This window comes from Streptomyces sp. NPDC044106, from assembly GCF_056433985.1.
In genome coordinates this window covers 1-21538 of the sequence record NZ_JBWKFZ010000010.1, presented here as the reverse complement: position 1 = coordinate 21538, position 21538 = coordinate 1, and the positions used below count along the sequence as shown (strand labels likewise).

16 protein-coding genes and 2 tRNA genes are annotated in these 21538 nt (G+C 71.2%); 10 read left to right on the top strand and 8 right to left on the bottom strand.

Going from position 1 to position 21538, the window contains the following annotated elements; genetic code table 11:
• Nucleotides 1–79: 79 nt before the first annotated feature.
• A tRNA-Pro gene (locus AC07DI_RS19155) sits at nt 80–156 on the bottom strand.
• A 142-nt stretch (nt 157–298) separates the two neighbouring features.
• Here AC07DI_RS19155 and AC07DI_RS19150 point away from each other — a divergent pair.
• From AC07DI_RS19150 to AC07DI_RS19140, 3 genes are all read left to right on the top strand, one after another.
• Nucleotides 299–369: transfer RNA gene (locus tag AC07DI_RS19150), tRNA-Gly, on the top strand.
• A gap of 372 nt (nt 370–741) precedes the next feature.
• Nucleotides 742–2130 carry a family 2B encapsulin nanocompartment shell protein gene (locus AC07DI_RS19145; RefSeq protein WP_478905323.1) on the top strand — a complete coding sequence of 463 codons (1389 nt, stop codon included), beginning with the start codon at nt 742–744 and terminating at the stop codon, nt 2128–2130.
• On the top strand, nt 2117–3502 hold the full coding sequence (locus AC07DI_RS19140) for a SufS family cysteine desulfurase (protein ID WP_478905322.1): 1386 nt from the start codon (nt 2117–2119) through the stop codon (nt 3500–3502). The genes AC07DI_RS19145 and AC07DI_RS19140 overlap by 14 nt, the downstream gene beginning before the upstream one ends.
• On the opposite strand, the gene AC07DI_RS19135 is transcribed toward AC07DI_RS19140, so the two are convergent.
• The gene (locus AC07DI_RS19135) at nt 3492–3686 is read right to left on the bottom strand and encodes a hypothetical protein (RefSeq protein ID WP_030783273.1); all 195 of its coding nucleotides are present in this window, start codon (nt 3684–3686) and stop codon (nt 3492–3494) included. The genes AC07DI_RS19140 and AC07DI_RS19135 overlap by 11 nt on opposite strands.
• A gap of 619 nt (nt 3687–4305) precedes the next feature.
• Here AC07DI_RS19135 and AC07DI_RS19130 point away from each other — a divergent pair.
• On the top strand, nt 4306–5508 hold the full coding sequence (locus AC07DI_RS19130) for an acyltransferase family protein (RefSeq protein WP_384257479.1): 1203 nt from the start codon (nt 4306–4308) through the stop codon (nt 5506–5508).
• A 102-nt stretch (nt 5509–5610) separates the two neighbouring features.
• Here AC07DI_RS19130 and AC07DI_RS19125 read toward each other — a convergent pair whose 3' ends face one another.
• Both AC07DI_RS19125 and AC07DI_RS19120 read right to left on the bottom strand, forming a co-directional pair.
• Entirely contained in the window at nt 5611–8064 is a 2454-nt protein-coding gene (locus tag AC07DI_RS19125; RefSeq protein ID WP_478905321.1) for an ABC transporter permease, read from the bottom strand.
• Entirely contained in the window at nt 8064–8840 is a 777-nt protein-coding gene (locus AC07DI_RS19120; protein WP_384257561.1) for an ABC transporter ATP-binding protein, read from the bottom strand. The genes AC07DI_RS19125 and AC07DI_RS19120 overlap by 1 nt, the downstream gene beginning before the upstream one ends.
• A 322-nt stretch (nt 8841–9162) precedes the next feature.
• Between AC07DI_RS19120 and AC07DI_RS19115 the strand changes: the two genes are divergently transcribed.
• Nucleotides 9163–10425 carry a cation:proton antiporter gene (locus AC07DI_RS19115; protein WP_384257473.1) on the top strand — a complete coding sequence of 421 codons (1263 nt, stop codon included), beginning with the start codon at nt 9163–9165 and terminating at the stop codon, nt 10423–10425.
• Here AC07DI_RS19115 and AC07DI_RS19110 read toward each other — a convergent pair.
• Complete coding sequence (locus AC07DI_RS19110; RefSeq protein ID WP_478905320.1) at nt 10358–11542, bottom strand: PP2C family protein-serine/threonine phosphatase; 1185 nt, start codon at nt 11540–11542, stop codon at nt 10358–10360. The genes AC07DI_RS19115 and AC07DI_RS19110 overlap by 68 nt on opposite strands.
• Before the next feature lie 151 nt (nt 11543–11693).
• Between AC07DI_RS19110 and AC07DI_RS19105 the strand changes: the two genes are divergently transcribed.
• The gene (locus AC07DI_RS19105) at nt 11694–12923 is read left to right on the top strand and encodes a GNAT family N-acetyltransferase (protein ID WP_478905319.1); all 1230 of its coding nucleotides are present in this window, start codon (nt 11694–11696) and stop codon (nt 12921–12923) included.
• 25 nt (nt 12924–12948) lie between these two features.
• On the opposite strand, the gene AC07DI_RS19100 is transcribed toward AC07DI_RS19105, so the two are convergent.
• Together AC07DI_RS19100 and AC07DI_RS19095 are read right to left on the bottom strand one after the other, a co-directional pair.
• Entirely contained in the window at nt 12949–13767 is an 819-nt protein-coding gene (locus AC07DI_RS19100) for an Fpg/Nei family DNA glycosylase (protein ID WP_478905318.1), read from the bottom strand.
• Nucleotides 13768–13855: 88 nt separating this feature from the next.
• Nucleotides 13856–14341, bottom strand: coding sequence for a ribose-5-phosphate isomerase (locus AC07DI_RS19095; RefSeq protein WP_384257461.1), 486 nt, complete (start codon nt 14339–14341; stop codon nt 13856–13858).
• Between the two features lie 184 nt (nt 14342–14525).
• On the opposite strand from AC07DI_RS19095, the gene AC07DI_RS19090 reads away from it, so the two are divergent.
• Complete coding sequence (locus AC07DI_RS19090; protein WP_478905317.1) at nt 14526–16019, top strand: amino acid permease; 1494 nt, start codon at nt 14526–14528, stop codon at nt 16017–16019.
• Nucleotides 16020–16192: 173 nt separating this feature from the next.
• Complete coding sequence (locus tag AC07DI_RS19085) at nt 16193–17452, top strand: FAD-binding oxidoreductase (protein WP_478905546.1); 1260 nt, start codon at nt 16193–16195, stop codon at nt 17450–17452.
• A gap of 79 nt (nt 17453–17531) precedes the next feature.
• On the opposite strand, the gene AC07DI_RS19080 is transcribed toward AC07DI_RS19085, so the two are convergent.
• Nucleotides 17532–18113: a biotin transporter BioY gene (locus AC07DI_RS19080; RefSeq protein ID WP_478905316.1), complete on the bottom strand. Its 582-nt coding sequence runs from the start codon at nt 18111–18113 to the stop codon at nt 17532–17534.
• 262 nt (nt 18114–18375) lie between these two features.
• On the opposite strand from AC07DI_RS19080, the gene AC07DI_RS19075 reads away from it, so the two are divergent.
• Together AC07DI_RS19075 and AC07DI_RS19070 are read left to right on the top strand one after the other, a co-directional pair.
• Nucleotides 18376–19785 carry an amino acid permease gene (locus AC07DI_RS19075; protein ID WP_478905315.1) on the top strand — a complete coding sequence of 470 codons (1410 nt, stop codon included), beginning with the start codon at nt 18376–18378 and terminating at the stop codon, nt 19783–19785.
• A 135-nt stretch (nt 19786–19920) separates the two neighbouring features.
• A complete protein-coding gene (locus AC07DI_RS19070; RefSeq protein ID WP_478905314.1) occupies nt 19921–21348 on the top strand; it encodes an amino acid permease in 1428 nt (475 codons plus the stop codon).
• Nucleotides 21349–21538 lie beyond the last annotated feature (190 nt).

The window sequence follows — 21538 nt, the reverse complement described above, 5'->3', positions numbered from 1 at the left end:
TAGTAACGGCATGCAGGAGCCGAGCCACAATGCGATCTTGCAGGGCGTCCCACGGAGGGGGAGGTGGGGAGGAACAAGGTGGTCGGGGTGGCGGGATTTGAACCCACGGCCTTCCGCTCCCAAAGCGGACGCGCTACCAAGCTGCGCCACACCCCGTCGGTGCGACACGTAGGGTACATGCCCGCAGGCAGTGCGGCCCCCGGTTGAGCGGGACCGAGTGAGGGGGGCGTGCGGCGAGGGCCCATGACCCGCTACGATGCCTGTCGTGCCGCGGCTTCCGCGTCGTGGCGCGAACTGTGCGGGCGTAGCTCAATGGTAGAGCCCTAGTCTTCCAAACTAGCTACGCGGGTTCGATTCCCGTCGCCCGCTCTCACGAGAAGACCCCAGGCCGGGAACGGTCTGGGGTTTTCTGCGTTCCGGGCGGCCCGCCGGGCCGCCCGCGCACCGGCGCGCAGCACCGGAGGGCGCGGGTCCGTGAGGGGTCTTTGCGCCCCGCCCCATAACGGGTTGTAGGGCAGGCGCATAGCGCGCCCTCAGGGACGTATCGCGCCCCATACCGGCCTGCCGGTCCGCCGGAGTCCGGCGCTCCGCGGCTGCCGCGCCGCTCAGCGGACCGGGAGCTTCGCCGTCACCGGCTGTTTCCGGCCTGTCACGCTCAATCGTGACAAATGAACCCTTGTGGGTCCGCGGATCACTCTCGGACGATCGGTCCCCCCCACCCGTACTTCCAGGAGGAATCCGATGACCGATCGCCTGTCTCTCGGACCGGATGCCGCACGGCAGCTGGCGACCGCCACCAAGACGGTTCCCCAGATGCTGGGCATCACGCCGCGGTACCTGCTGCGGGCCCTGCCCTGGGTCGACGTGGACTCCGGCGTCTACCGCGTCAACCGCCGCCGCACCTACGTTCTCGGCGACGACCGCATCACCACGTACGACGAGAACGGCACCACGCGCGTGGTGCCCGGCGACTTACGTGAGGTGCCCTACCTGCGCGAGGCCGACGACGCCACCGTGGCCGAGCTGGCCGACGCCTTCACCGAGGTGACGTTCGAGCCCGGTCAGGTGCTCGTCCAGGAGGGCGACCGGGCGGACCGGCTGTGGGTGCTCGTGCAGGGGCGGGCCGAGAAGCGGGTCACCGGGCGGTACGGCGAGGACGCGCTGCTCGACGTCGTCGGCGACGGACAGTTCTTCGACCTCTGCGCGTGGACCGGCGAGGAGCCGATGCCGTACCGCGTGCAGGCCCTCACCCGCGGCACCGCGCTCTGCGCCGACCGCGCGGCCCTCACGGCGATCGCCGAGCGGGACGAGGTGACGTGCACGGCGATCGCCGCCTACACCGCCGACGACGGGTCGCTGCCGGGCGGCGAGGTGCCGGTGGACCTGGCCTCGGGGCACGTCGGCGAGCCCGACCTGCCGGGGACCTTCGTGGACTACGAGGACGCGCCCCGCGAGTACCACATGACGCTCGCCCAGACCGTGCTGCGCGTGCACACCCGCGTCGCCGACCTCTACAACGGCCCCATCGACCAGACCCGGGCCCAGGCCAACCTGACCATCGCGGCGCTGCGGGAGCGGCAGGAGGCCTCGCTCCTGAACCACCCGGAGTTCGGCCTCTTCAACAGCGTCTCCGCCGGGCAGCGCGTGCAGGCCCGCACCGGGGCGCCCGCCCCCGACGACCTGGACGAGCTCCTCGCGAAGGTGTGGAAGCAGCCCGGCTACTTCCTCGCGCACCCCAAGGCGATAGCCGCGTTCGGGCGGGAATGTACGCGGCGGGGTGTGCCCCCGGTGACGGACAACCGGTTCGGCAGTCCGCTGCTGACCTGGCGCGGGGTGCCGCTGCTGCCGTCCGACAAGGTGCGGTTCAGCAACGGCGTGGGCGCCCACACGGGTACCACGGAGATCCTGCTGATGCGGATGGGCGAGGCCGAGCAGGGCGTGGTGGGGCTGCGGCCCACCGAGGTGCCCGACGAGGTCGAGCCCGGTCTGTCCATGCGGAACATGGGCGTCGACAACAAGGGCATCACCTCGCACCTCATGACGGCGTACTTCAACACGGCGGTGCTCGTGGAGGACGCCATCGCGGTCCTCCAGAACGTCGAGGTGGGCACCTACCATGACTATTCGTGACCTTGTGGGCACGGCCGCCGCACCCGCCGCCGCTCCTCAGGTGGCACAGCCCGCCGCCGCTCCGCAGCCCGCACAGCCCGCCGCCGCGCCACCGGTCGTGGAGCCCGCCGCCGCGCCCGGCGCCTTCTCCGCCGAAGCGGTGCGGCAGGACTTCCCGATCCTGCACCGCACGGTGAACGGCCATCCGCTGGTGTGGCTCGACAACGCCGCCACCACCCAGAAGCCGCGCCAGGTCATCGAGGCCCTCACCGCGTACTACGCCACCGCCAACTCCAACATCCACCGCGGCGCCCACACCATGGCGCGCGAGGCGACGGAGCTGTACGAGGGCGGGCGCGCGGCGGTGGCCTCGTTCCTGGGGGCCGAGTCGCCGGAGACCGTCGCGTTCACGCGCGGGACGACCGAGGCGATCAACCTGGTCGCGCAGACCTGGGGGCGGGCCAACCTCGGCCCCGGCGACGACATCCTCGTCCCCGTCCTCGAGCACCACTCGGACATCGTCCCCTGGCAGATGATCGCGAAGGAGACCCGGGCCAGGGTGGTCCCTGTCCCGCTGGACGCCGACGGGCAGATCGACCAGAACGCCTTCGCGGACCTGCTGTCCTACCGCACCCGGCTGGTCGCGGTCAGCCAGGCGTCGAACGTGCTCGGCACCGTGCCGCCGGTCAGGGAGATGGCCGCGCTCGCCCACCGCTACGACGCCAAGGTGCTCGTGGACGGCGCCCAGGCGGTCGCCCATATGCCCGTCGACGTACAGGATTTGGGAGCCGACTTCTACGCGTTCTCCGGGCACAAGCTGTTCGCGCCCACCGGTATCGGCGCCCTCTACGCGAAGCCGGAGGTCATGGCGGCGCTGAAGCCGTGGCAGGGCGGCGGCAACATGATCGAGTCCGTCTCCTTCGAGCGGACGGCGTTCGCTCCCCCGCCGCACCTCCTGGAGGCGGGCACCGGGCACATCTCCGGCGTGGTCGGCCTGCTGGCCGCGCTGGACTGGCTGTCCGGCTTCGACAGGGAGGCCATCGCCTCGTACGAGAACGCGCTGATGGCATACGCGCAGCAGGCGATGGCCACGGTTCCGGGGCTGTCCGTGCTGGGCTCAGCGCCCGACCGGATCGCGGTGCTGACCTTCACGCTCGCGGGCCGGGATCCGGCCACGGTGGCCGACTGGCTGGACCGCGACGGGATCGCCGTCCGCGCGGGCCACCACTGCGCGCAGCCCGCGCTCGCGCACTACGGCCTGGAATCGGCGGCCAGGGCCTCGCTGTCGCTCTACAACACGTCACAGGACGTGGACCAACTGGTGGCGTCGCTACGGGCGTTGCAGGGAGCGTCCCGAGCGGACGGCTCCGGCGGCGCCGGCCTCAGAAGCTGATCGAGTTGATGGTCTCCGCCAGTTGGTTCAGGAAGCGGTTTATGGAGGGCGCCATGCCGGTCGAGGCGAGGAAGAAGCCGAAGAGCACCGCGACGATCGCGGGGCCCGCCTTGAGCGATCCCCCGCGGATCAGCACCACAAGGATGATCGCCAACAGCAGTACCACTGACAGCGAAATGGCCACACTGATCACACCCTAGGTCGGTCACTCTCCCGGCCCGGGGGGTACGGCCCCGCACACCCCCGCCAGGGACCATCGTGCCACCAACGCGGCCCCCTTATGCGGGCGGTGACACATCGTCGGCCAACGCTTTGCGGGCCCGGCGGGCGGGGCCGCCCTAGGGGCGTATGAACGGCGCGTCCGCGCGCGGCAATTCGGCAGCGCGCGGGCAGCCGGAATTCGACGTGATCGTTGCCATCGCCACACACGGCGTTCGCAGGAAATTCGAATTGTCGCCAGACGCACACCGCCGACGCGTAACTCCGTCGAACTCTCCGGCCAACCGGACATTCCACCGGAGTCGCCCGCAGACGTTATGCACCATTTAAACCGGATGAGTTGTGACGTACAGGGCAGAACATCGCCGCATCTCTTTGTCGACTCGGGCGAATCCCGAGTGCTCCACAGCCCTTAAACGGGATTCCGCTCCGTCATTGACAGAGATTGCGATGCCGTTAGTGACGAGGGTTTTACGAAATCGCCGGGGCGCGGCTAGGGTGCCTCAGATGTTCCACACTGCCACCACCCCCGCAGGCGCAGTGCGGTCCCGGGGCGTCCCACCGAGCTCTTGGTGGGAGGGCCTGTGACCAACTCGGTGCACCCGCACGGACGCCACCGGGCGCCGCTCCCCCCGGCCCAGGTGCCGGCGGCCGGAGTCCCGACTCCCCGCGCCCACCATCCGATCCCGCAGGCCGCCACGACCCCCACCACGAGCGGCCACCGCACCACCCCGAGCGGATCGAAGCCCGCCAAGCAGCGCGACGCGTTCTTCGACAACGCCAAGTACCTGGCGATCGTCCTCGTGGCGATGGCCCACGCATGGGAACCCCTGACGGATCACAGCCGCGCCGCCGAGGCGCTGTACATGACCGTCTACACCTTCCACATGCCCGCGTTCATCCTGATCTCCGGCTACTTCTCGCGCAGCTTCGACATGCGGCCCGACCGCCTCAAGCGGCTCGTCACCGGCGTGGCCGTGCCGTACGTCATCTTCGAGGTCGCGTACTCCCTGTTCAAGCGCTGGGCGGACGACGACCCCGGCCAGCCGATCAGTCTGCTCGACCCCTGGTACCTCACCTGGTTCCTGGTGGCGCTCTTCGTGTGGCGGCTCACCGTGCCGCTGTGGAAGATCGTGCGCTGGCCCGTGCCGCTCGCCCTGGCCATCGCCATGCTCGCCGTGATCTCACCCGACATCGGCGACGACCTCGACCTGCAGCGCGTACTGCAGTTCATGCCGTTCTTCGTACTCGGCCTCTTCATGAAGCCCGAGTACTTCCAGCTGGTGCGCCGCCGTGAGGTGCGGATCCTGTCGGTGCCGGTCTTCGCCGCCGCGCTCGTCCTCGCGTACTGGGCGGCGCCCCGGATGACCTCCGTGTGGTTCTACCGCCGGGACAGCGCCCAGGAGTTGGGCGTCCCGTGGTGGGTCGGCATCGTGATGACGCTGGCGCTCTTCGGCTGCTCGGTGGTGCTCACCGCGTGCTTCTTCGCGTGGGTGCCGCGCCGCAAGATGTGGTTCACGGTCCTCGGCGCCGGCACGCTGTACGGCTACCTGCTGCACGGCTTCCTCGCCAAGGGCTCCCGCTTCTGGGGCTGGTTCGACACCTACGACTGGCTGCACCGGCCGGCCGGCGAGATCTTCGTGACCGTGGTCGCCGCGACCGTGGTGACCCTCCTGTGCACGCCACCGGTACAGCGGATGTTCCGTTTCGCGATGGAGCCCAAGATGGAGTGGGCGTTCAAGCGGGACGCGGCGGCGCTGGCCAGGGAGCGGACCAGGGCCACGTAGCGCGACGCGCTGCAGCCGCGACAGGGCGCGCCTGACGGTGTACTTCTCCGTCAGGCGCGCCCTTGTCATTGTTCGGCTTCCTGGGGACCCCCAAGAGCTGCATCACCTGGCCCGCAACGCCGCCCTCGCCGGGATCGTCGCCGAGGCCAGGCCCAGGGTCAGGATCGCGGCCACGAACGAGCCGTAGACCAGCGGGGGGACGTACGGGGCCTCGCCGGTCAGGCCGTTCATCATCGGGACGAGGGTCGCCAGGGCGATGGCCGAGCCGATGACGATGCCCGCGCAGGCGACGAGCAGCGCCTCCCAGCGGATCATCCGCATGACCTGGCGGCGGGTGGAGCCGATCAGGCGGAGCGTGCCGAGTTCGCGGCGGCGGTCGAGGACCGTCATCACCAGGGTGTTGACGGCGGCGACGGCCGCGAAGCCGCCGAGCACGGCCGCCATCGTGGTGTTGGCCCAGGCGTTGAGTTCGCGGTCCATGGACTGGGCGGTGGCGTAACCGTCGCGGTCCCGCAGGGTGCCGAGTCCCGCGAGGGCCTGCGCGGAGCCCCCCTTCGCCCAGATCTCCTGGGTGAAGGACGAGGTGACGTGCTGCTTCAGGTCGGCGGCGGCCATGGTCACCTGGGAGAGGCCAAGACCCCTGCCGTACGTCGCCACGACCTTCGGCGACGCCTTGGTGCCGTCGGGCAGGCGGACGTCGATGCGCTCGCCGGTCTTCACATGCGCGGAGTCGGCGAGGCGGGTGTCGACGGCGACCTCGCCCCTGCCGAGTGCGAGGGCGCCCGTCTCGACCTTCAGGTCCTGGACCTCTGCGAGGTCGGCGGCGGAGCCGGTGACGCCCTGCGCCGACGCGGACTCCAGCCAGCGGTCGCCGCCCGAGCCCACCGGGACGAGGACGGACGTCTTGAGCAGGCCGACGGCCGCGGTGACGCCGTCGGCGTGGGCCGCCTTCGTCACCTCGCCCGGGGCGAGTCCCGCCTCGCGGCTGACGATGTGGTCCGCGGTGATGCCCGCGCGCTGCTGGTCGGCGGCGACGCGGTCCTCGCTGGTGTGCATGAAGACGAGGACGGAGGAGAAGGCCATGGCGAGCACGATGGGGGTGATCGCGGAGGCCAGCCGCCGGGCGTTCGTACGGGAGTTGGCGGCCGCGAGCGAGGCGGACGCGCCCGCGCCGCGCAGCGGGAGCCCGAACAGGGCGGCGCAGCCGCGGGCCACCAGCGGGCCGAGCAGGGCCACGGCGAGCATGAAGAGCATGATGACGCCGAGCGCCGCGTTCGCCGCGTCCTCGCCGGTGTTGTTCGCGGCGAACCCGGCGAAGACGACGCCGCCGACCGCCGCGGCGACGCCGAGCGGTGTACGGATCCAGCCGGGGCCCGCCCGCTCCACGGAGGCCTCGCTCAGCGCCTGGCCGGGCTTGATGCGGGAGGGGCGGCGGGCGGCGAGGTATCCGGCGCCGAGCGCCGTGAGGACGGCGACGCCGATGGCGGAGACGAGCGGGATGAAGGAGACCGACAGGTCCACGGCCCCGGGGATCGCGCCCTTCTCCTTGAGCCGGCCGAACCACCAGTTGGCCAGGGCGATCCCGGGGAGCACGCCGATCGCTCCCGCGAAGGGCGCGACGAGCAGGGTCTCGGTGGCGATGGTGCGGCGGATCTGGCGCGGGGTGGTGCCGATGGCGCGCAGGAGCGCGTACTCGCGGGCGCGCTGGCCGACGGAGAGGGCGACGGTACCCGCGGCGGTGAACACGGCGGTCAGGGTGGCGATGCCGCCGAAGGAGCCGCCGAGGCCGGTCAGCATGTCCTTGGCGTAGGCGAGTTCGGAGCCTTCGGCGGCGCTGCGGTCGTCGCCGGTGTGGACGGTGGCCCTGTCGCCGAGCGCCTTTGCCACCTGCGCCTTCAGGGTGTCCGGCGAGACGCCCGCCTTGGGCAGGACGGCGATGGCGTCGATGCGGCCCGGGTGGCCGGAGAGGCGGACGGCCTCGGAGTCGGCGAACCAGGCGGTGGGCGGGGCGTCCGCGGTGCGCACGGTGCCGGAGACCCGGAAGTCGCGCGGCCCGTCCGCCGTGGTGAGCGTGGTGCGGTCGCCGACGGCGGCGCCGGGCGCGGCGAGGACGACCTCGCCGGGGTGCGGGGCACGGCCCGCCGTCAGCTTCTCGCCGGTGAAGGCGGTGGCGCCCCAGCCGTGCGCGGTGACGCCCTTGTCGCCGGAGCGGACGGGGAAGGTGACGTCGGGGACGGCGGTACGCGCGCCGGGCACCGCACCGGCCTCGGCGACCAGGGAGCCGTCGATCCGCGCCCGGTCGGGCAGCGGTGTGTCCGTCTCGGACTTGCTGTCGCCGCTGCCGGTGACGAAGTGGGCGGACTGGTCGGCGGCGGCGACCACGGGGGCGCCCGCGTAGCGGGTGGGCGGCACGGAGGCGCGCACCCCCGTCTCCAGGAGGATGCCGCAGGCGGCCACGATCAGCGAGGCCATCATCAGGGCGACGAAGGTGCCAGCGAAGGCGGCGGGTTTGAAGCGGACGGCCGCGCGGGCGAGTCCGTTGGGCGCGTACGCCATTACGCGGCCACCCCCGCGTACGCCGGGACGGTCAGGGTCGTCATCCGGTCGGCGATCCGCGCGGCGGAGGCACGCTCCAGGTGGTCGACGATGGAGCCGTCGGCGAGGAAGAGGACGCGGTCGGCGTAGGCCGCGGCGGCCGGGTCGTGGGTGACCATGACGACGGTGGCGTTCATCCCGTCGACGGCCGAGCGGAGCAGGCCGAGGATCTCGGTGGCGGTGGTGGTGTCCAGGGCGCCGGTCGGTTCGTCGGCGAAGATCACGTCGGGTTCGGTGACCAGGGCGCGGGCGATGGCGACGCGCTGCTGCTGGCCGCCGGAGAGCTGTCCGGGGCGGCGGCGCCCCTTGTCGCCGAGGCCGACGCGGGCCAGCATCTCGGCGGCCTTGCGGCGGTCGGGGCGGTGGCCCGCGAGGCGCATCGGCAGGACGACGTTCTGCTCGACGGTCAGCGAAGGCAGCAGGTTGAAGGCCTGGAAGACGAAGCCGAGGCGGGTGCGGCGCAGGGCGGTGAGCTTGTTCTCGCTCATGCCGGTGATCTCGGTGCCGCCGAGGTGGACGGTGCCGGCGCTCGGCCGGTCCAGGCCCGCCGCACACTGCAGGAAGGTGGACTTGCCGGATCCCGAGGGGCCCATGACGGCGGTGAAGCTGCCGCGGGGCAGGGCGAGGTCGATGCCGGCGAGGGCGTGCACGGCACCCGGGCCGCGGCCGTACTGCCGACGGACTCCGCGCAGTTCGACGGCCCAGTCACCGGGCCGGCCGCTCGGCATCGGAGGCATCGTGGCCGCCTTCGTGCCCTGTTCGGCCCGGTTCTTCCGTCGCAGCCCCATGGCTGTGCCCGCCTTCCGTTCGTACGTCCTGATCGATGTCTCGAACGTACGGATCCGGGGGCCCTCGCGACCATGAGGACGGCTGGCGAACGCGGGGTGGGGAGAACCCCACCCCGGTCGTACGGAAAAGGGCCGCGCCGGTCGTTTGGTAACCTAAGTATTGACGCGTTCTTGACGATTCCTTTGCCAAGGGCGCCTATTTCGCCCTGCCGACTCGCACCGACCCCACAGGAGGAACGGGCCCATCGGACACGCAGACACCTTGATAGCCATGGGCGGCGCCTTCCTCGCCGCCGCCGTCCTCGCCCGCCTCGGCGGCCGCATCGGACTCCCCACGATCCCCCTCTTCATCCTGGCCGGGATCCTCCTCGGCCCCCACACCCCCGGCGTCGTCCTGGTCTCCGACCCGCACGACCTGGAGATGCTCTCGGCGCTCGGCCTGGTCCTGCTGCTCTTCTACCTGGGCCTCGAGTTCCACCTGGACGACCTCAAGACGGGCGGCCGCAGGATGGCGCTCGCCGGAGGCACCTACCTCGCCCTGAACGTCGGCGCAGGCCTTGGCTTCGGATTCGCGCTCGGCTGGGGCACCTCCGAAGCGCTGGTCCTCGCCGGGGTGCTCGGCATCTCGTCCTCCGCGATCGTCACGAAGGTCCTGGTCGACACGGGCCGGCTCGGCAACCCCGAGACCAAGCCGATCCTCGGCATCATCGTCGTCGAGGACATCTTCCTCGCGCTCTACCTGGCGGCCCTGCAGCCCGTCCTGTCCGGCGCCGACAGCCTCGCGGCGGCCGTCATGGACGGCGGCAAGGCGTTCGGCTTCCTGCTGCTGCTCGCCCTCGTCGCCCGCTTCGGCACGAAGGTCGTCGGGCGGCTCATGGACACCCGGGACGACGAACTCCTCGTCATCTCCTTCCTCGGAGCGGCGGTCTTCGTCGCCGGGGTCTCGGAGTGGTTCGGCGTCGCCGACGCGATCGGCGCGTTCATGGTCGGCCTGATGGTCGGCAGCACGGCGTCCGGCGAGCGCGTCCGCAAGCTGGTGCATCCGCTGCGGGACGCCTTCGGGGCGATCTTCTTCTTCGCGTTCGGACTCTCCATCGACCCCGGTGACCTGCCGGTGGTGGTGTGGCCGGTACTCGCCGCGGTCGCGGTGACGCTGGCGATGAACGTCCTCGCCGGTCTTGGCGCGGCGCGCGTGTACGGCTTCGGTGCGGGCCCCGCGGCGAACATCTCCACCACGCTGCTCGCCCGCGGCGAGTTCGCCCTGATCCTCGCGACGATGGCGGCGGGCGCGGGCCTCGACGAGCGGCTCTCCCCCTTCATCGCGGGATACGTACTGCTCCTCGCGGTCCTCGGACCGCTGGCGGCGGGACGGTCGGAGTGGCTGGCGCGGGTCCTGCCGGGCGGCGGTGCTCATGCGGTGTCGGAGCCGGTGCCGTCGGGCCCCGGCTCCGCACAAGCCGGTCCGCTCACGCCTCCCGGCAGATCAACAGCAGCGCCCTGTCGTCGTTCACGTCCTTCGCGACCGCCTCGATGAGGTGCCAGGCCGCGCCGTGGAAGCCCCCGGCGACGTACCTGTCGGCCTCTCCGGTCAGCCGGTCCATGCCCTCGGCGATGTCGCGGTCGGAGGTCTCGACCAGGCCGTCCGTGAAGAGCATGAGGACGTCGCCGGGGCGCAGGACGCCCTTGACGGGGTCGAACTGCGCACCGTCGTACACCCCGAGGAGCGGGCCCTGGCCCGTCTTCTCCTCCCAGCGGCCGCTGCCCGCGCTGAGCTGGAGGCCCGGCGGGTGGCCGGCCGAGAAGAGTTCGTAGTCGCCGGTCTCCAGGTCGAGGACGAGGTGGATGGAGGTCGCGAAGCCCTCGTCCCAGTCCTGGCGGAGCAGATAGCCGTTGGCGGCGGGCAGGAAGGCGTGCGGGGGCAGGGAGCCGAGCAGGCCGCCGAACGCCCCCGAGAGCAGCAGCGCCCGCGACCCCGCGTCCATGCCCTTGCCCGAGACGTCGGTGAGCACGGCCTCCAGGGTGCGCCCGCCGTTCGTCCGGGCGGCGACCACGAAGTCACCGGAGAAGGACTGGCCGCCGGCCGGGCGCAGCGCCATCTCGCGGTGCCAGCCGCGCGGCAGCCTCGGCAACTTGCTCTGGACGCGGATGCGTTCGCGCAGGTCGAAGAGCATCGTGCCGCCGCCGCGCCAGGGCACGCCGACCCGGCTGCGGAACTGGGCGATGAGCAGGCCGAAGAAGCCGCAGGCGGCGACCACGAGGACGGTGCCCGGCGTGACCCGGGAGACGCCTTCCGGGTACGGGCCGAGCTGGACCGACTCCACGATGAGGGCCACCGCCGACGCCGCGTACAGGCCGAGGAGGCTGGCGGGGCGCAGGAGCAGGCCGCCCGCGACGATCGGCAGGACGAGCGCGGCCGGTGAGCACCAGACGTTGTTGACGATCGTGCAGACGGTGATGACAGGGACGGTCAGGAGGAGACCGGCGAGGGCGACCCAGTCGGAGCCGTCGCCGCGGAAGTAGTCGACCCCGGATTTGCGCAGCACGATACGGACCCGGTGCAGCCGCTTCTTCATCCGGGCCGTGAACGTATCGGCTTCCGCACGCCGCTCGCCCCGCTCGCGCCGTGCGCGCCCTTCTCTTCGTACCGCCATTGCTCGTGGACCTTATCCAGCGGGCCGCGCACTTCGCACGGGAGGTCCCACTTGTCCCCCGTCAGAGGCATCGCGGGGACGGCGGGCGACGGGCCGCGCGGAGCCCGGAAATCCTGTCGCGACCGGCGTATCGCCCTGGTAGTCATGGCATATGACAACAGACGTACGGGTCCTTGGCGAGGCCGACTGGGAGACGTGGTACGAGGCGCTGGAGCTCGCGTTCGGCGGTGTCGCCGAATCGCGCGAGGAGCAGGAACTGTGGCGCACGCTCGCCGAGTTCGACCGGTCGCTCGGCGTGTGGGACGGGGAGACGTGCGTGGGGACGGCGGGGGCGTTCTCCTTCCGTCTCGCGGTGCCGGGAGGCGCCCTGGTGGACGCGGCGGGCGTGACGATGGTCGGCGTCAGTGCCACGCACCGGCGGCGCGGGATCCTGACGTCGATGATGCGGCGGCAGCTGGACGACGTACGCGCGCGGGGCGAGTCGGTGGCCGTGCTCACCGCGTCGGAGCCGGCCATCTACGGCCGGTTCGGGTACGGCGCGGCCACCCGCCAGATGAAGGCCGACATCGATACGACCCGGGTCGGTCTGTCCCTCCCCGCGGGCGTGGACGACGTACATCTTCGGTACGCGAAGCCCGCCGAAGTCCACGACGCGTGCGAGGCGCTCTACGCACGCCGGGTGACGGAGCGTCCGGGCATGCTGGCCCGGCAGCCGGGCTGGGAGCGCCTCGGGCTCCTCGACCCGCCGAGCGAGCGGGGCGGCGCCTCACCGCTGCAGTGCGTGGTCGCCGAACGGGCCGGTGAACTCGTCGGATACGCGCGGTTCGCCGTGAAGCCCGAGTGGGAGTGGAAGGGCCCCAAGGGCGTGGTCCAGCTGCGCGATCTGGAGGCCCTGGATCCGGCGGCCAACGCGGCGCTGTGGCGGTTCCTGTTCGGCATCGACCTGACGACGTCGGTCGTCGTCCGCAACCGTCCGGTGGACGACGCGCTGCTGTGGCTGGTCTCCGACATCCGCCGCTGCGACGTCACGGTGCGGGACTCGCTGCACGTGCGGCTCGTGGATGTGGGCGCGGCGCTGGAGGCCCGTACGTACCAGACTCCCCTGGACGTGGTGTTCGAGGTCGAGGACGCCTTCTGCCCCTGGAACGAGGGCCGTTGGCGGCTCACCGGCGACGCCAAGGGCGCCTCCTGCGAGCGCACCGAGGACGCGGCCGACCTCGCCCTGCCCATACAGGAGTTGGGCGCCGCCTACCTCGGCGGTGTGCCCCTCACGTCGCTGGCGGCGGCGGGCCGGGTGCGGGAGCTGCGGCAGGGGGCGCTGACCGAGGCGTCGGTGGCCTTCGGCTCGGACGTGGCGCCTTGGCTGCCGCACGGGTTCTAGCCAGGGCCTGCGTGGCGGCTCTTGCTCATTCCACGGCCGGGCGCTGGCAGTTCGGGCACCAGAAGAGGTTGCGTGCCGCGAGGCCTGCGGTGCGGATCTCGCCGCCGCAGAGATGGCAGGGCTGGTTCGCCCTGCGGTAGACGTACACCTCGCCGCCGTGGTCGTCGACGCGCGGCGGGCGGCCCATCGCCTCGGGCGTGTGCTCGGGCCTGACGGTGTCGATGCGGTTGAGCCTGACGCCCTCGCGCATCAGCTCGACGAGGTCCGCCCAGATCGCGTTCCACTGCGCCTCGGTGATGTCCTTGCCCGGGGTGTACGGGTCGATGCCGTGCCGGAAGAGGACCTCCGCGCGGTAGACGTTGCCGACGCCCGCGATGACCTTCTGGTCCATGAGGAGTGCGGCGATGGTGGTGCGGCTGCGGGAGACGCGGCGGTAGGCCTTCCCGGGGCCGTCGGCCGCCCGGAGCGGGTCGGGGCCGAGCCGGTCGTGTATCGCGCGCTTCTCGTCGTCCGTGATGAGGGCGCAGGTGGTGGGGCCGCGCAGGTCGGAGTGGTACGCGTCATTCAGGAGGCGCAGGCGGACGGTGTCCGTGGGGGGCGGGGCGGGGGTCTCGCCGAGGGTGTACTTGCCGAAGAGGCCGAGGTGGATGTGGATCCAGCCGGTGTCGGCGAAGCCGAGGAAGAGGTGCTTGCCGTGGGCCTCCGCGGTGTCCATCACCTGGCCGGTGAGGAGGGCGGCGCTGTCGCTGAACTTGCCCTGCGGGCTGTGGACCGTCGCGGGGCGCCCGGCGAACCGTGCGAGGTGGTCCTGAGCGAGCCGGTGAATGGTGTGCCCCTCAGGCACGGTGTTCCTCCGGGAGTGCGGAGGGGCTGCGGAATCAGCCCCTCCGGCGTTTGAGGAGCGGGGTTCGGGGCGGAGCCCCGTGGCCTCGCTACGGCTGGGGGTGGTGAGCGGGGATCGCGGGCAGCTCGCCCGTCTCCTCGTACGCCGAGAGCATCTCGATGCGGCGGGTGTGACGCTCCTCACCCGAGTACGGCGTCGCGAGGAAGATCTCGACGAACTTGGTCGCCTCTTCCCGCGTGTGCATCCGGCCACCGATGGAGATCACGTTGGCGTCGTTGTGCTCGCGCCCGAGCGCCGCGGTCTGCTCGCTCCAGGCGAGAGCCGCCCGCACGCCCTTCACCTTGTTCGCGGCGATCTGCTCGCCGTTGCCGGAGCCGCCGATCACGATGCCGAGCGACTCGGGGTCCGCCGCCGTCTTCTCCGCGGCGCGGAGGCAGAACGGCGGGTAGTCGTCCTGGGCGTCATAGATGTGGGGCCCGCAGTCGACGGGCTCGTGGCCGTGGCTCTTGAGCCATTCGACCAAGTGGTTCTTGAGTTCGTAGCCGGCATGATCCGAGCCGAGGTACACGCGCATGGGTCCGAGTGTGGCACGCCGGGCGCCGGGTAGCCGCGACCGGGGCGGGTCCTTGATGTCCCAGGTCGGGACCTTGGTCCAGGCCTTTGGCCGGAATACAACGATACGGATTCAGGACTTCCGTCCCGTTCGCCCCTGAGTTTGAATGCGGGGGCTCGCGACCCGAGAACTTAAGGATTCGTTCATGACCTCGCAACCCTCCCTTGCGAAGGCAGACAGCACCCCCTCATCCCCTGGGGAACCGCGGTCTGGCGGCAGCGGTGACACCGGCGACGGCCTGAAAGCGGGTCTCAAGAACCGCCACCTCTCCATGATCGCCATCGGTGGCGTGATCGGTGCGGGCCTCTTCGTCGGTTCCAGTTCCGGCATCGCCGCCGCCGGGCCCGCCATCCTCATCTCGTACGCCCTCGTCGGCACGATGGTCGTCCTCGTGATGCGGATGCTCGGCGAGATGGCCGCCGCACGGCCCGCCTCCGGCTCCTTCTCCACCTACGCCGACCAGGCGCTCGGCCGCTGGGCCGGCTTCTCCATCGGCTGGCTGTACTGGTTCTTCTGGGTCGTCGTCCTCGCGGTGGAGGCCACCGCGGGCGCGGTGATCCTCAACGGCTGGGTGCCGGCCGTCCCGCAGTGGGGCTGGGCGCTCATCGTGATGGTCGTACTCACCGCGACGAACCTCGTCTCGGTGGGCTCCTACGGCGAGTTCGAGTTCTGGTTCGCCGGCATCAAGGTCGTCGCCATCGGCGGCTTCGTGATCATCGGCCTGCTCGCCGTCTTCGGCGTGCTGCCCGGCTCCGACAACCCCGGCGACGGATTCGCGCACCTCACCGATGCGGGCGGCTTCATGCCCAAGGGCGCGGGCGCCATCCTCACCGGTGTGCTGATGGTCGTCTTCTCCTTCATGGGCAGCGAGATCGTCACACTGGCCGCCGGTGAGTCCGAGGACCCGCAGCGCGCGGTCACCAAGGCGACGAACAGCGTCATTTGGCGCATCGGCGTCTTCTACCTGGGCTCGATCTTCGTCGTGATCACGCTGCTCCCGTGGAACGCCAAGTCGATCACCGACGACGGTTCGTACGTCGCCGCGCTCAACTCGATCGGCATCCCGCACGCCGGCCAGGTCATGAACGTCATCGTCCTCACCGCCGTGCTCTCCTGCCTCAACTCCGGGCTCTACACGGCATCGCGCATGGCGTTCTCGCTCGGGCAGCGCGGTGACGCGCCCAAGGCGTTCGCGCGCACCAACTCCCGCGGCGTGCCGCAGGCCGCCATCCTCGGCTCCGTCGTCTTCGGTTTCGTCGCCGTCTGGTTCAACTACCAGTGGAAGGACACCGTCTTCGACTTCCTGCTCAACTCCTCGGGCGCGGTGGCCCTCTTCGTCTGGCTGATGATCAGCTTCACTCAGCTGCGGATGCGCGGGATCATCCTGCGCGAGGAGCCGGAGAAGCTCGTCGTGAAGATGTGGCTCTTCCCGTACCTGACGTGGGTCACGATCGCGATGATCTCGTTCGTGCTCGTCTACATGCTGACCGACGAGGCCGGCCGCAAGCAGGTGCTGCTCTCGCTCCTCGCCGCCGCGTTCGTGGTGGCGTTCTCGCTGGTGCGGGAGAAGGTGCGGCCCCGGGACGCGGCGGGCACGGACCCGGCCGCGAAGGCTCCGGTAGACCAGGTCGACGCCTGACCCACCCCCGCCGGAAAAGCTGACGGCAGGTGTCAGGTTATTGCGGGATGCTCCGTCTCGTCGGACGGAGGACCCGTCGGACCGGACACCTGACGGAGGCTCCCGTGGACCACACCGCACAGCGACTCGCCTTCCTGCCGAGCGACACCGGCTACGAGGAACGGGTCGCCGGAATGCAGACCGGCTTCGCGACGCGGCCCGCCATCGTCTTCGACGCCGCGAGCACCGACGACGTGGTCTCCGTGGTGTCGTACGCCGCCGAGGCCGGTCTGCCCGTCGGCGTGCAGGCCACCGGGCACGGCGTACCGGGGTCCTCGGAGGGCGGCGTGCTGATCGTCACGCGGCGGATGGCCGCCGTCCGGATCGACCCCGGGGCGCGTACCGCGACCATCGCCGCGGGCGCCCGCTGGGGCCAGGTCGCAAAGGCCGCGGCGGCGCACGGCCTCGCCCCGCTGAACGGCTCGGCGCCGTCCGTGGGCGCCGTCTCCTACACCCTCGGCGGCGGACTCGGCATCCTCGGCCGCGAGTTCGGGTACGCGGCCGACCACGTCCGCTCCCTCGACGTCGTCACCGCGGACGGCGTCCCGCGCCACGTGACGGCCGACGGCGACCCGGAGCTCTTCTGGGGCCTGCTCGGCGGCGGTGCGAACCTCGGGGTGGTCACGGAGCTGGAGATCGGTCTGGTGCCGGTGGCCCGGCTGTACGGGGGCGCCCTCGCGTTCGACGGCGACGAGGTCGACCCGGCCGCCGTCCTGCGTGGTTACGAGGAGTGGACGCGGACCCTGCCCGACGAGGTGACCTCGTCGCTCGCGGCGCTCGTCTACCCGGACCTGCCCGGCCTCCCACCGCACCTGAAGGGTCGCCACCTCGTCCAGATCCGGGTGGCGTCCACCGGCTCGGCGGCCGAGGGCGAACGGCTCGTGGCGCCGCTGCGCGGGCTCGGGCCCACCGTGTCGGACACGCTGCGGGAGATGCCGTACACCGAGAGCCCGACCATCCACGGCGACCCCGACTTCCCGCACGCCTACTACGGCGACAACCGGCTCCTGAGCGGCCTCGACGTCGCGGCGGCCGGCGAGATCCTCGCGCTGACCGGCCGCGCCGCCCCCTCCATGCAGATCGTGCAGATCAACCACCTGGGCGGGGCGCTGTCCCGGCCCGCGCCGAACGCGGTGCCCCACCGCGAGGCCCAGTGGCTGATCCGGATCCTGTCGCCGCTGGACGGCACGGACGTCGCGGCTCTGCGGGAGCTGCACGCGGAGGCGTTCGGGCGGGTGGCGCCGCGGACGCTGGGGCGCTCGCTCAACTTCCTCTACGGCGGCAACGACAGGACCGAGGGGCTGTACGACCCGGAAACGCTGAAGAGGCTCGCCGCGTTGAAGGCCACGTACGACCCGGCGAACCTCTTCAGGCGCAACTACAACGTTCTGTGACGGTCTGACGGTCGAGCTTCAGCGACTCTCGAAGAGGAAAGCGACTCTCGAAGAGGAAGAAGACCGAAGCGACCGGGCCTCAGCGGTCGAGGAGCTTCCACGCCGTCGGCAGCGCGCCCATCGCGAGCGCGGCCTTGAGTGCGTCGCCGATCAGGAACGGCGTGAGCCCGGCGGCGACGGCCTGGGTGAGCGACATGCCGGTGGCGGCGGCCAGGTACGGGACGCCGACCGCGTAGATGATCGCGGAACCGAGGACCATGGTGCCCGCGGTGCGCAGCACGGAGCGGTCGCCGCCGCGGCGGGCAAGCGCGCCGACCACCGTGGCGGTGAGCAGCATGCCGAACACGTAGCCGAGGGAGGGCGCCGCGACGCCGGAGCCGGTCTGCGCGAACCACGGCATGCCGGCCATGCCCACCAGGGCGTACAGCGCGAGCGAGAGGAAGCCGCGGCGGGCGCCGAGCGCGGTGCCGACGAGCAGCGCGGCGAAGGTCTGTCCGGTCACCGGCACCGGGGAGCCCGGCACGGGCACCGCGATCTGGGCGGCGATGCCGGTGAGCGCGGCGCCGCCGAGCACGAGCGCCGCGTCCTTCACGCGGGACGCGGGCAGCAGGTCGGCGAGGACCTGGCCTGGGCGGGTGGTGGCAGCGGCGGCGATGCTCATCGGGGACTCCGCGGGGATGTGGGCAGGTGAGGACGCGTCGACGCTATCCCAGGCCCCGGCGCGGCAACACGGTCTCCGGGTGACAACCCGGGGGCCGGGCCTTGGTGGGCTCCGCACAAAGAGAGCCGCGTACACCTCGGGCGGCGTGACGCTCGTCACGGAGGTCGGCGGGGTAGGGGCCCGTTTTGCGCGAGGGGCCACCCCCCGGGGAGACTGTGGAGTCCCCCCAAAGTCCTGTGACCCCGAGAGCAGCCTGAGCGACATGCACGACGCACCGCCCGACGGATCGGCACCCGGCACCGGGGACGTGCGGAGCGAACCGCTCGCCGGCGGCCTGAAACAGCGCCACCTCACCATGCTCGGCCTCGGCGGCGTCATCGGCGCCGGGCTCTTCGTGGGATCGGGCGCGGGGATCTCCGTCGCGGGCCCCGGCATCGTCGTCTCGTACCTGATCGCGGGCGCGCTCGCGATGTGCGTGATGCGGATGCTCGGCGAGATGTCGGCCGCGATGCCCGCGTCGGGCTCCTTCTCCGTGCACGCGGAGCGCGCGCTCGGCCGCTGGGCCGGTTTCAGCGTCGGCTGGCTCTACTGGTTCCTGCTGGTGGTGGTGCTCGCCGTGGAGGCGACCGGCGCCGCGCAGATCGCCAACGGCTGGGCGCCCGCGGTGCCGCAGTGGGCCTGGGTACTGATCTTCATGGTGGTGTTCACCGCCGCCAACCTCGCCTCGGTGAAGAACTTCGGCGAGTTCGAGTTCTGGTTCGCGGCCCTGAAGGTCTTCGCGATCGTCGCGTTCCTCGTCCTCGGCCTGCTCGCGGCCTTCGGCGTGCTCCCCGACACGGATCCGGTCGGCCTCACGAACCTCACCGGGCAGGGCGGCTTCCTGCCCAACGGCTGGTCGGGCGTGGTCTCCGGGGTCCTCGCCGTCGTCTTCGCGTTCGGCGGCCTCGAGGTCGTGACGATCGCCGCGGCCGAGTCCGACGACCCGGTGCGCTCGGTGGCCCGCGCGGTGCGCAGCGCGGTCTACCGCATCCTCTTCTTCTACGTCGGCTCGATGCTGGTCATCGTGACCGTGCTGCCGTGGACGGCGCAGAAGGCCGGGGCCAGCCCGTACGTCACGGTCCTCGACTCGATCGGCGTGCCGTCCGCCGGGACCATCATGAACATCGTGGTGTTCGTGGCGCTGCTCTCGGCGCTCAACGCCAACCTCTACGGCTCCTCCCGCATGGTCTTCTCCCTCGCCGAGCGCGGCGAGGCGCCGAAGGCCCTGCTCAGGACGGGTGGTGGCGGGGTGCCGCGCCGGGCGGTCCTCGCGTCCGTCGCCTTCGGGTTCGTGTCGGTCGTCCTCAATCTGAAGTGGCCGGACTCCGTCTTCCTCTACATGCTCAACTCGGTCGGCGCGGTGCTGCTCTTCGTCTGGGCGCTGATCGCGGTGTCGCAGCTGCGCCTTCGCCGGCGCATCGAGCGAGAGGCTCCGGAGCGGCTCGTGCTGCGGATGTGGGCGTTCCCGTACCTGACGTGGGCGGCGCTGACCGCGATGGCCGCCGTGCTCGTGCTGATGCTGACGGACGACGGGGCGCGGCCGCAGCTGCTGTGGTCGGCGGGGGCGACGGGGCTCGTCCTCGCGGTCGCGGGGCTGCGGGAGTGGCGCGCGGGCCGCATGAACAACACATGAACTTGATGTGCACAAATCTTCACAACGTGTGAGCGTCGTGTCCGTATAGCGGTCAGCTGTTCCCTGTCAGCGGTACCGGACCTCAAACTGTGGGCCGCTCTCTCCCCCGTCTCGGCTACTGAACAGGGCACGCCCATGGCTCGGACGTCCACCTCTGAGGACGCAGCACCCGACGCAGCACCGAAGGCCGACTCCCCGCTCGTCCACGGCCTCAAGCAGCGCCATCTTTCCATGATCGCCCTCGGTGGCGTGATCGGCGCAGGGCTCTTCGTGGGTTCCGGGGCGGGCATCGCCGCGGCAGGACCCTCGATCGTCCTCGCCTACGCCGTCTCCGGCGCGCTCGTCATGCTCGTGATGCGCATGCTGGGCGAGATGTCGGCGGCGAACCCCGCGTCGGGCTCGTTCTCCGTCCACGCCGAGCGGGCCATCGGCCCCTGGGCGGGCTTCACCGCGGGGTGGGGCTTCTGGTTCCTGCTCTGCGTCGCCGTCGGCCTGGAGGGCATCGGCGCCGCGAAGATCATGGTCGGCTGGTTCCCCGACAGCCCGGAGTGGGCGTGGGTCGCCCTCTTCATGCTGGTGTTCTGCGGCGCGAACCTGACGGCCGTGAAGAACTTCGGCGAGTTCGAGTTCTGGTTCGCCGCCCTCAAGGTCGGCGCCATCACGCTCTTCCTCGGCATCGGCGTCCTCGCGATCCTCGGCATCCTGCCCGGCTCCGACACCTCCGCCCCCGGCCTGGAGAACCTCACCGGTGAGGGCGGCTTCATGCCGAACGGCACGGACGGCCTGATCATCGGCCTCCTCGCCTCCGTCTTCGCGTACGGCGGCCTGGAGACCGTCACGATCGCCGCCGCCGAGTCCGAGAACCCGGTCAAGAGCGTCGCCAAGGCCGTGCGCACCGCGATGTGGCGCATCGCCGTCTTCTACGTCGGCTCGATGCTCGTCGTCGTCACGCTGCTGCCGTGGGACAACAAGGAGGTCGTCGCCAAGGGCCCGTACGTCGCCACGCTTGACCACCTGGGCATCCCCGCCGCGGGCGAGATCATGAACGTCATCGTCCTTATCGCCCTGCTCTCCGCGATGAACGCCAACATCTACGGCGCCTCGCGCATGTCGTACTCCCTGATCGAGCGCGGCCAGGGCCCCCGGGCGCTCGGCAAGGTCTCGGGCGGCGTGCCGCGCCTCGCGGTGCTCGCCTCCTCGGTCTTCGGCTTCGTCTGCGTACTGCTCAGCTACTGGCGCCCGGACGACGTCTTCCCCTGGCTGCTCAACATGATCGGCGCGATGATCCTCATGGTCTGGGTCTTCATCGCCGTCTCGCAGCTGATCCTGCGCCGCCGCACCGAGCGTGATGCGCCCGAGTCGCTGGTCATCAAGATGTGGGCGTTCCCGTTCCTGACCTGGGTGGCGCTGGCCGCCATGGCGTACGTCTTCTACCTGATGACGGACCAGCCGGACACGCGCAAGCAGCTCCTCGCCACCGGCGCGCTGACGCTGGCTCTCGCAGTGATCGGCATCGTGCGGCAGAAGATGGCGGAGAAGCGGGCGGCGACGGCGGCCGTCTAGAGCCCTCGACTCGCACGAGGAAGTCCCGGACCTGTGGTCCGGGACTTTTTCGTGCGCCCAGGAGGCGGCCCGAAGCGGACGTATTCCCGTGCGGACCTAGAGATCGTCTTCAAAGGGTCAGATCCAGAGCAGGAGTGAGGCGATGGTGACGGTGGCCTGGTAGGACTCACGGGTCTTGTCGTAGCGGGTG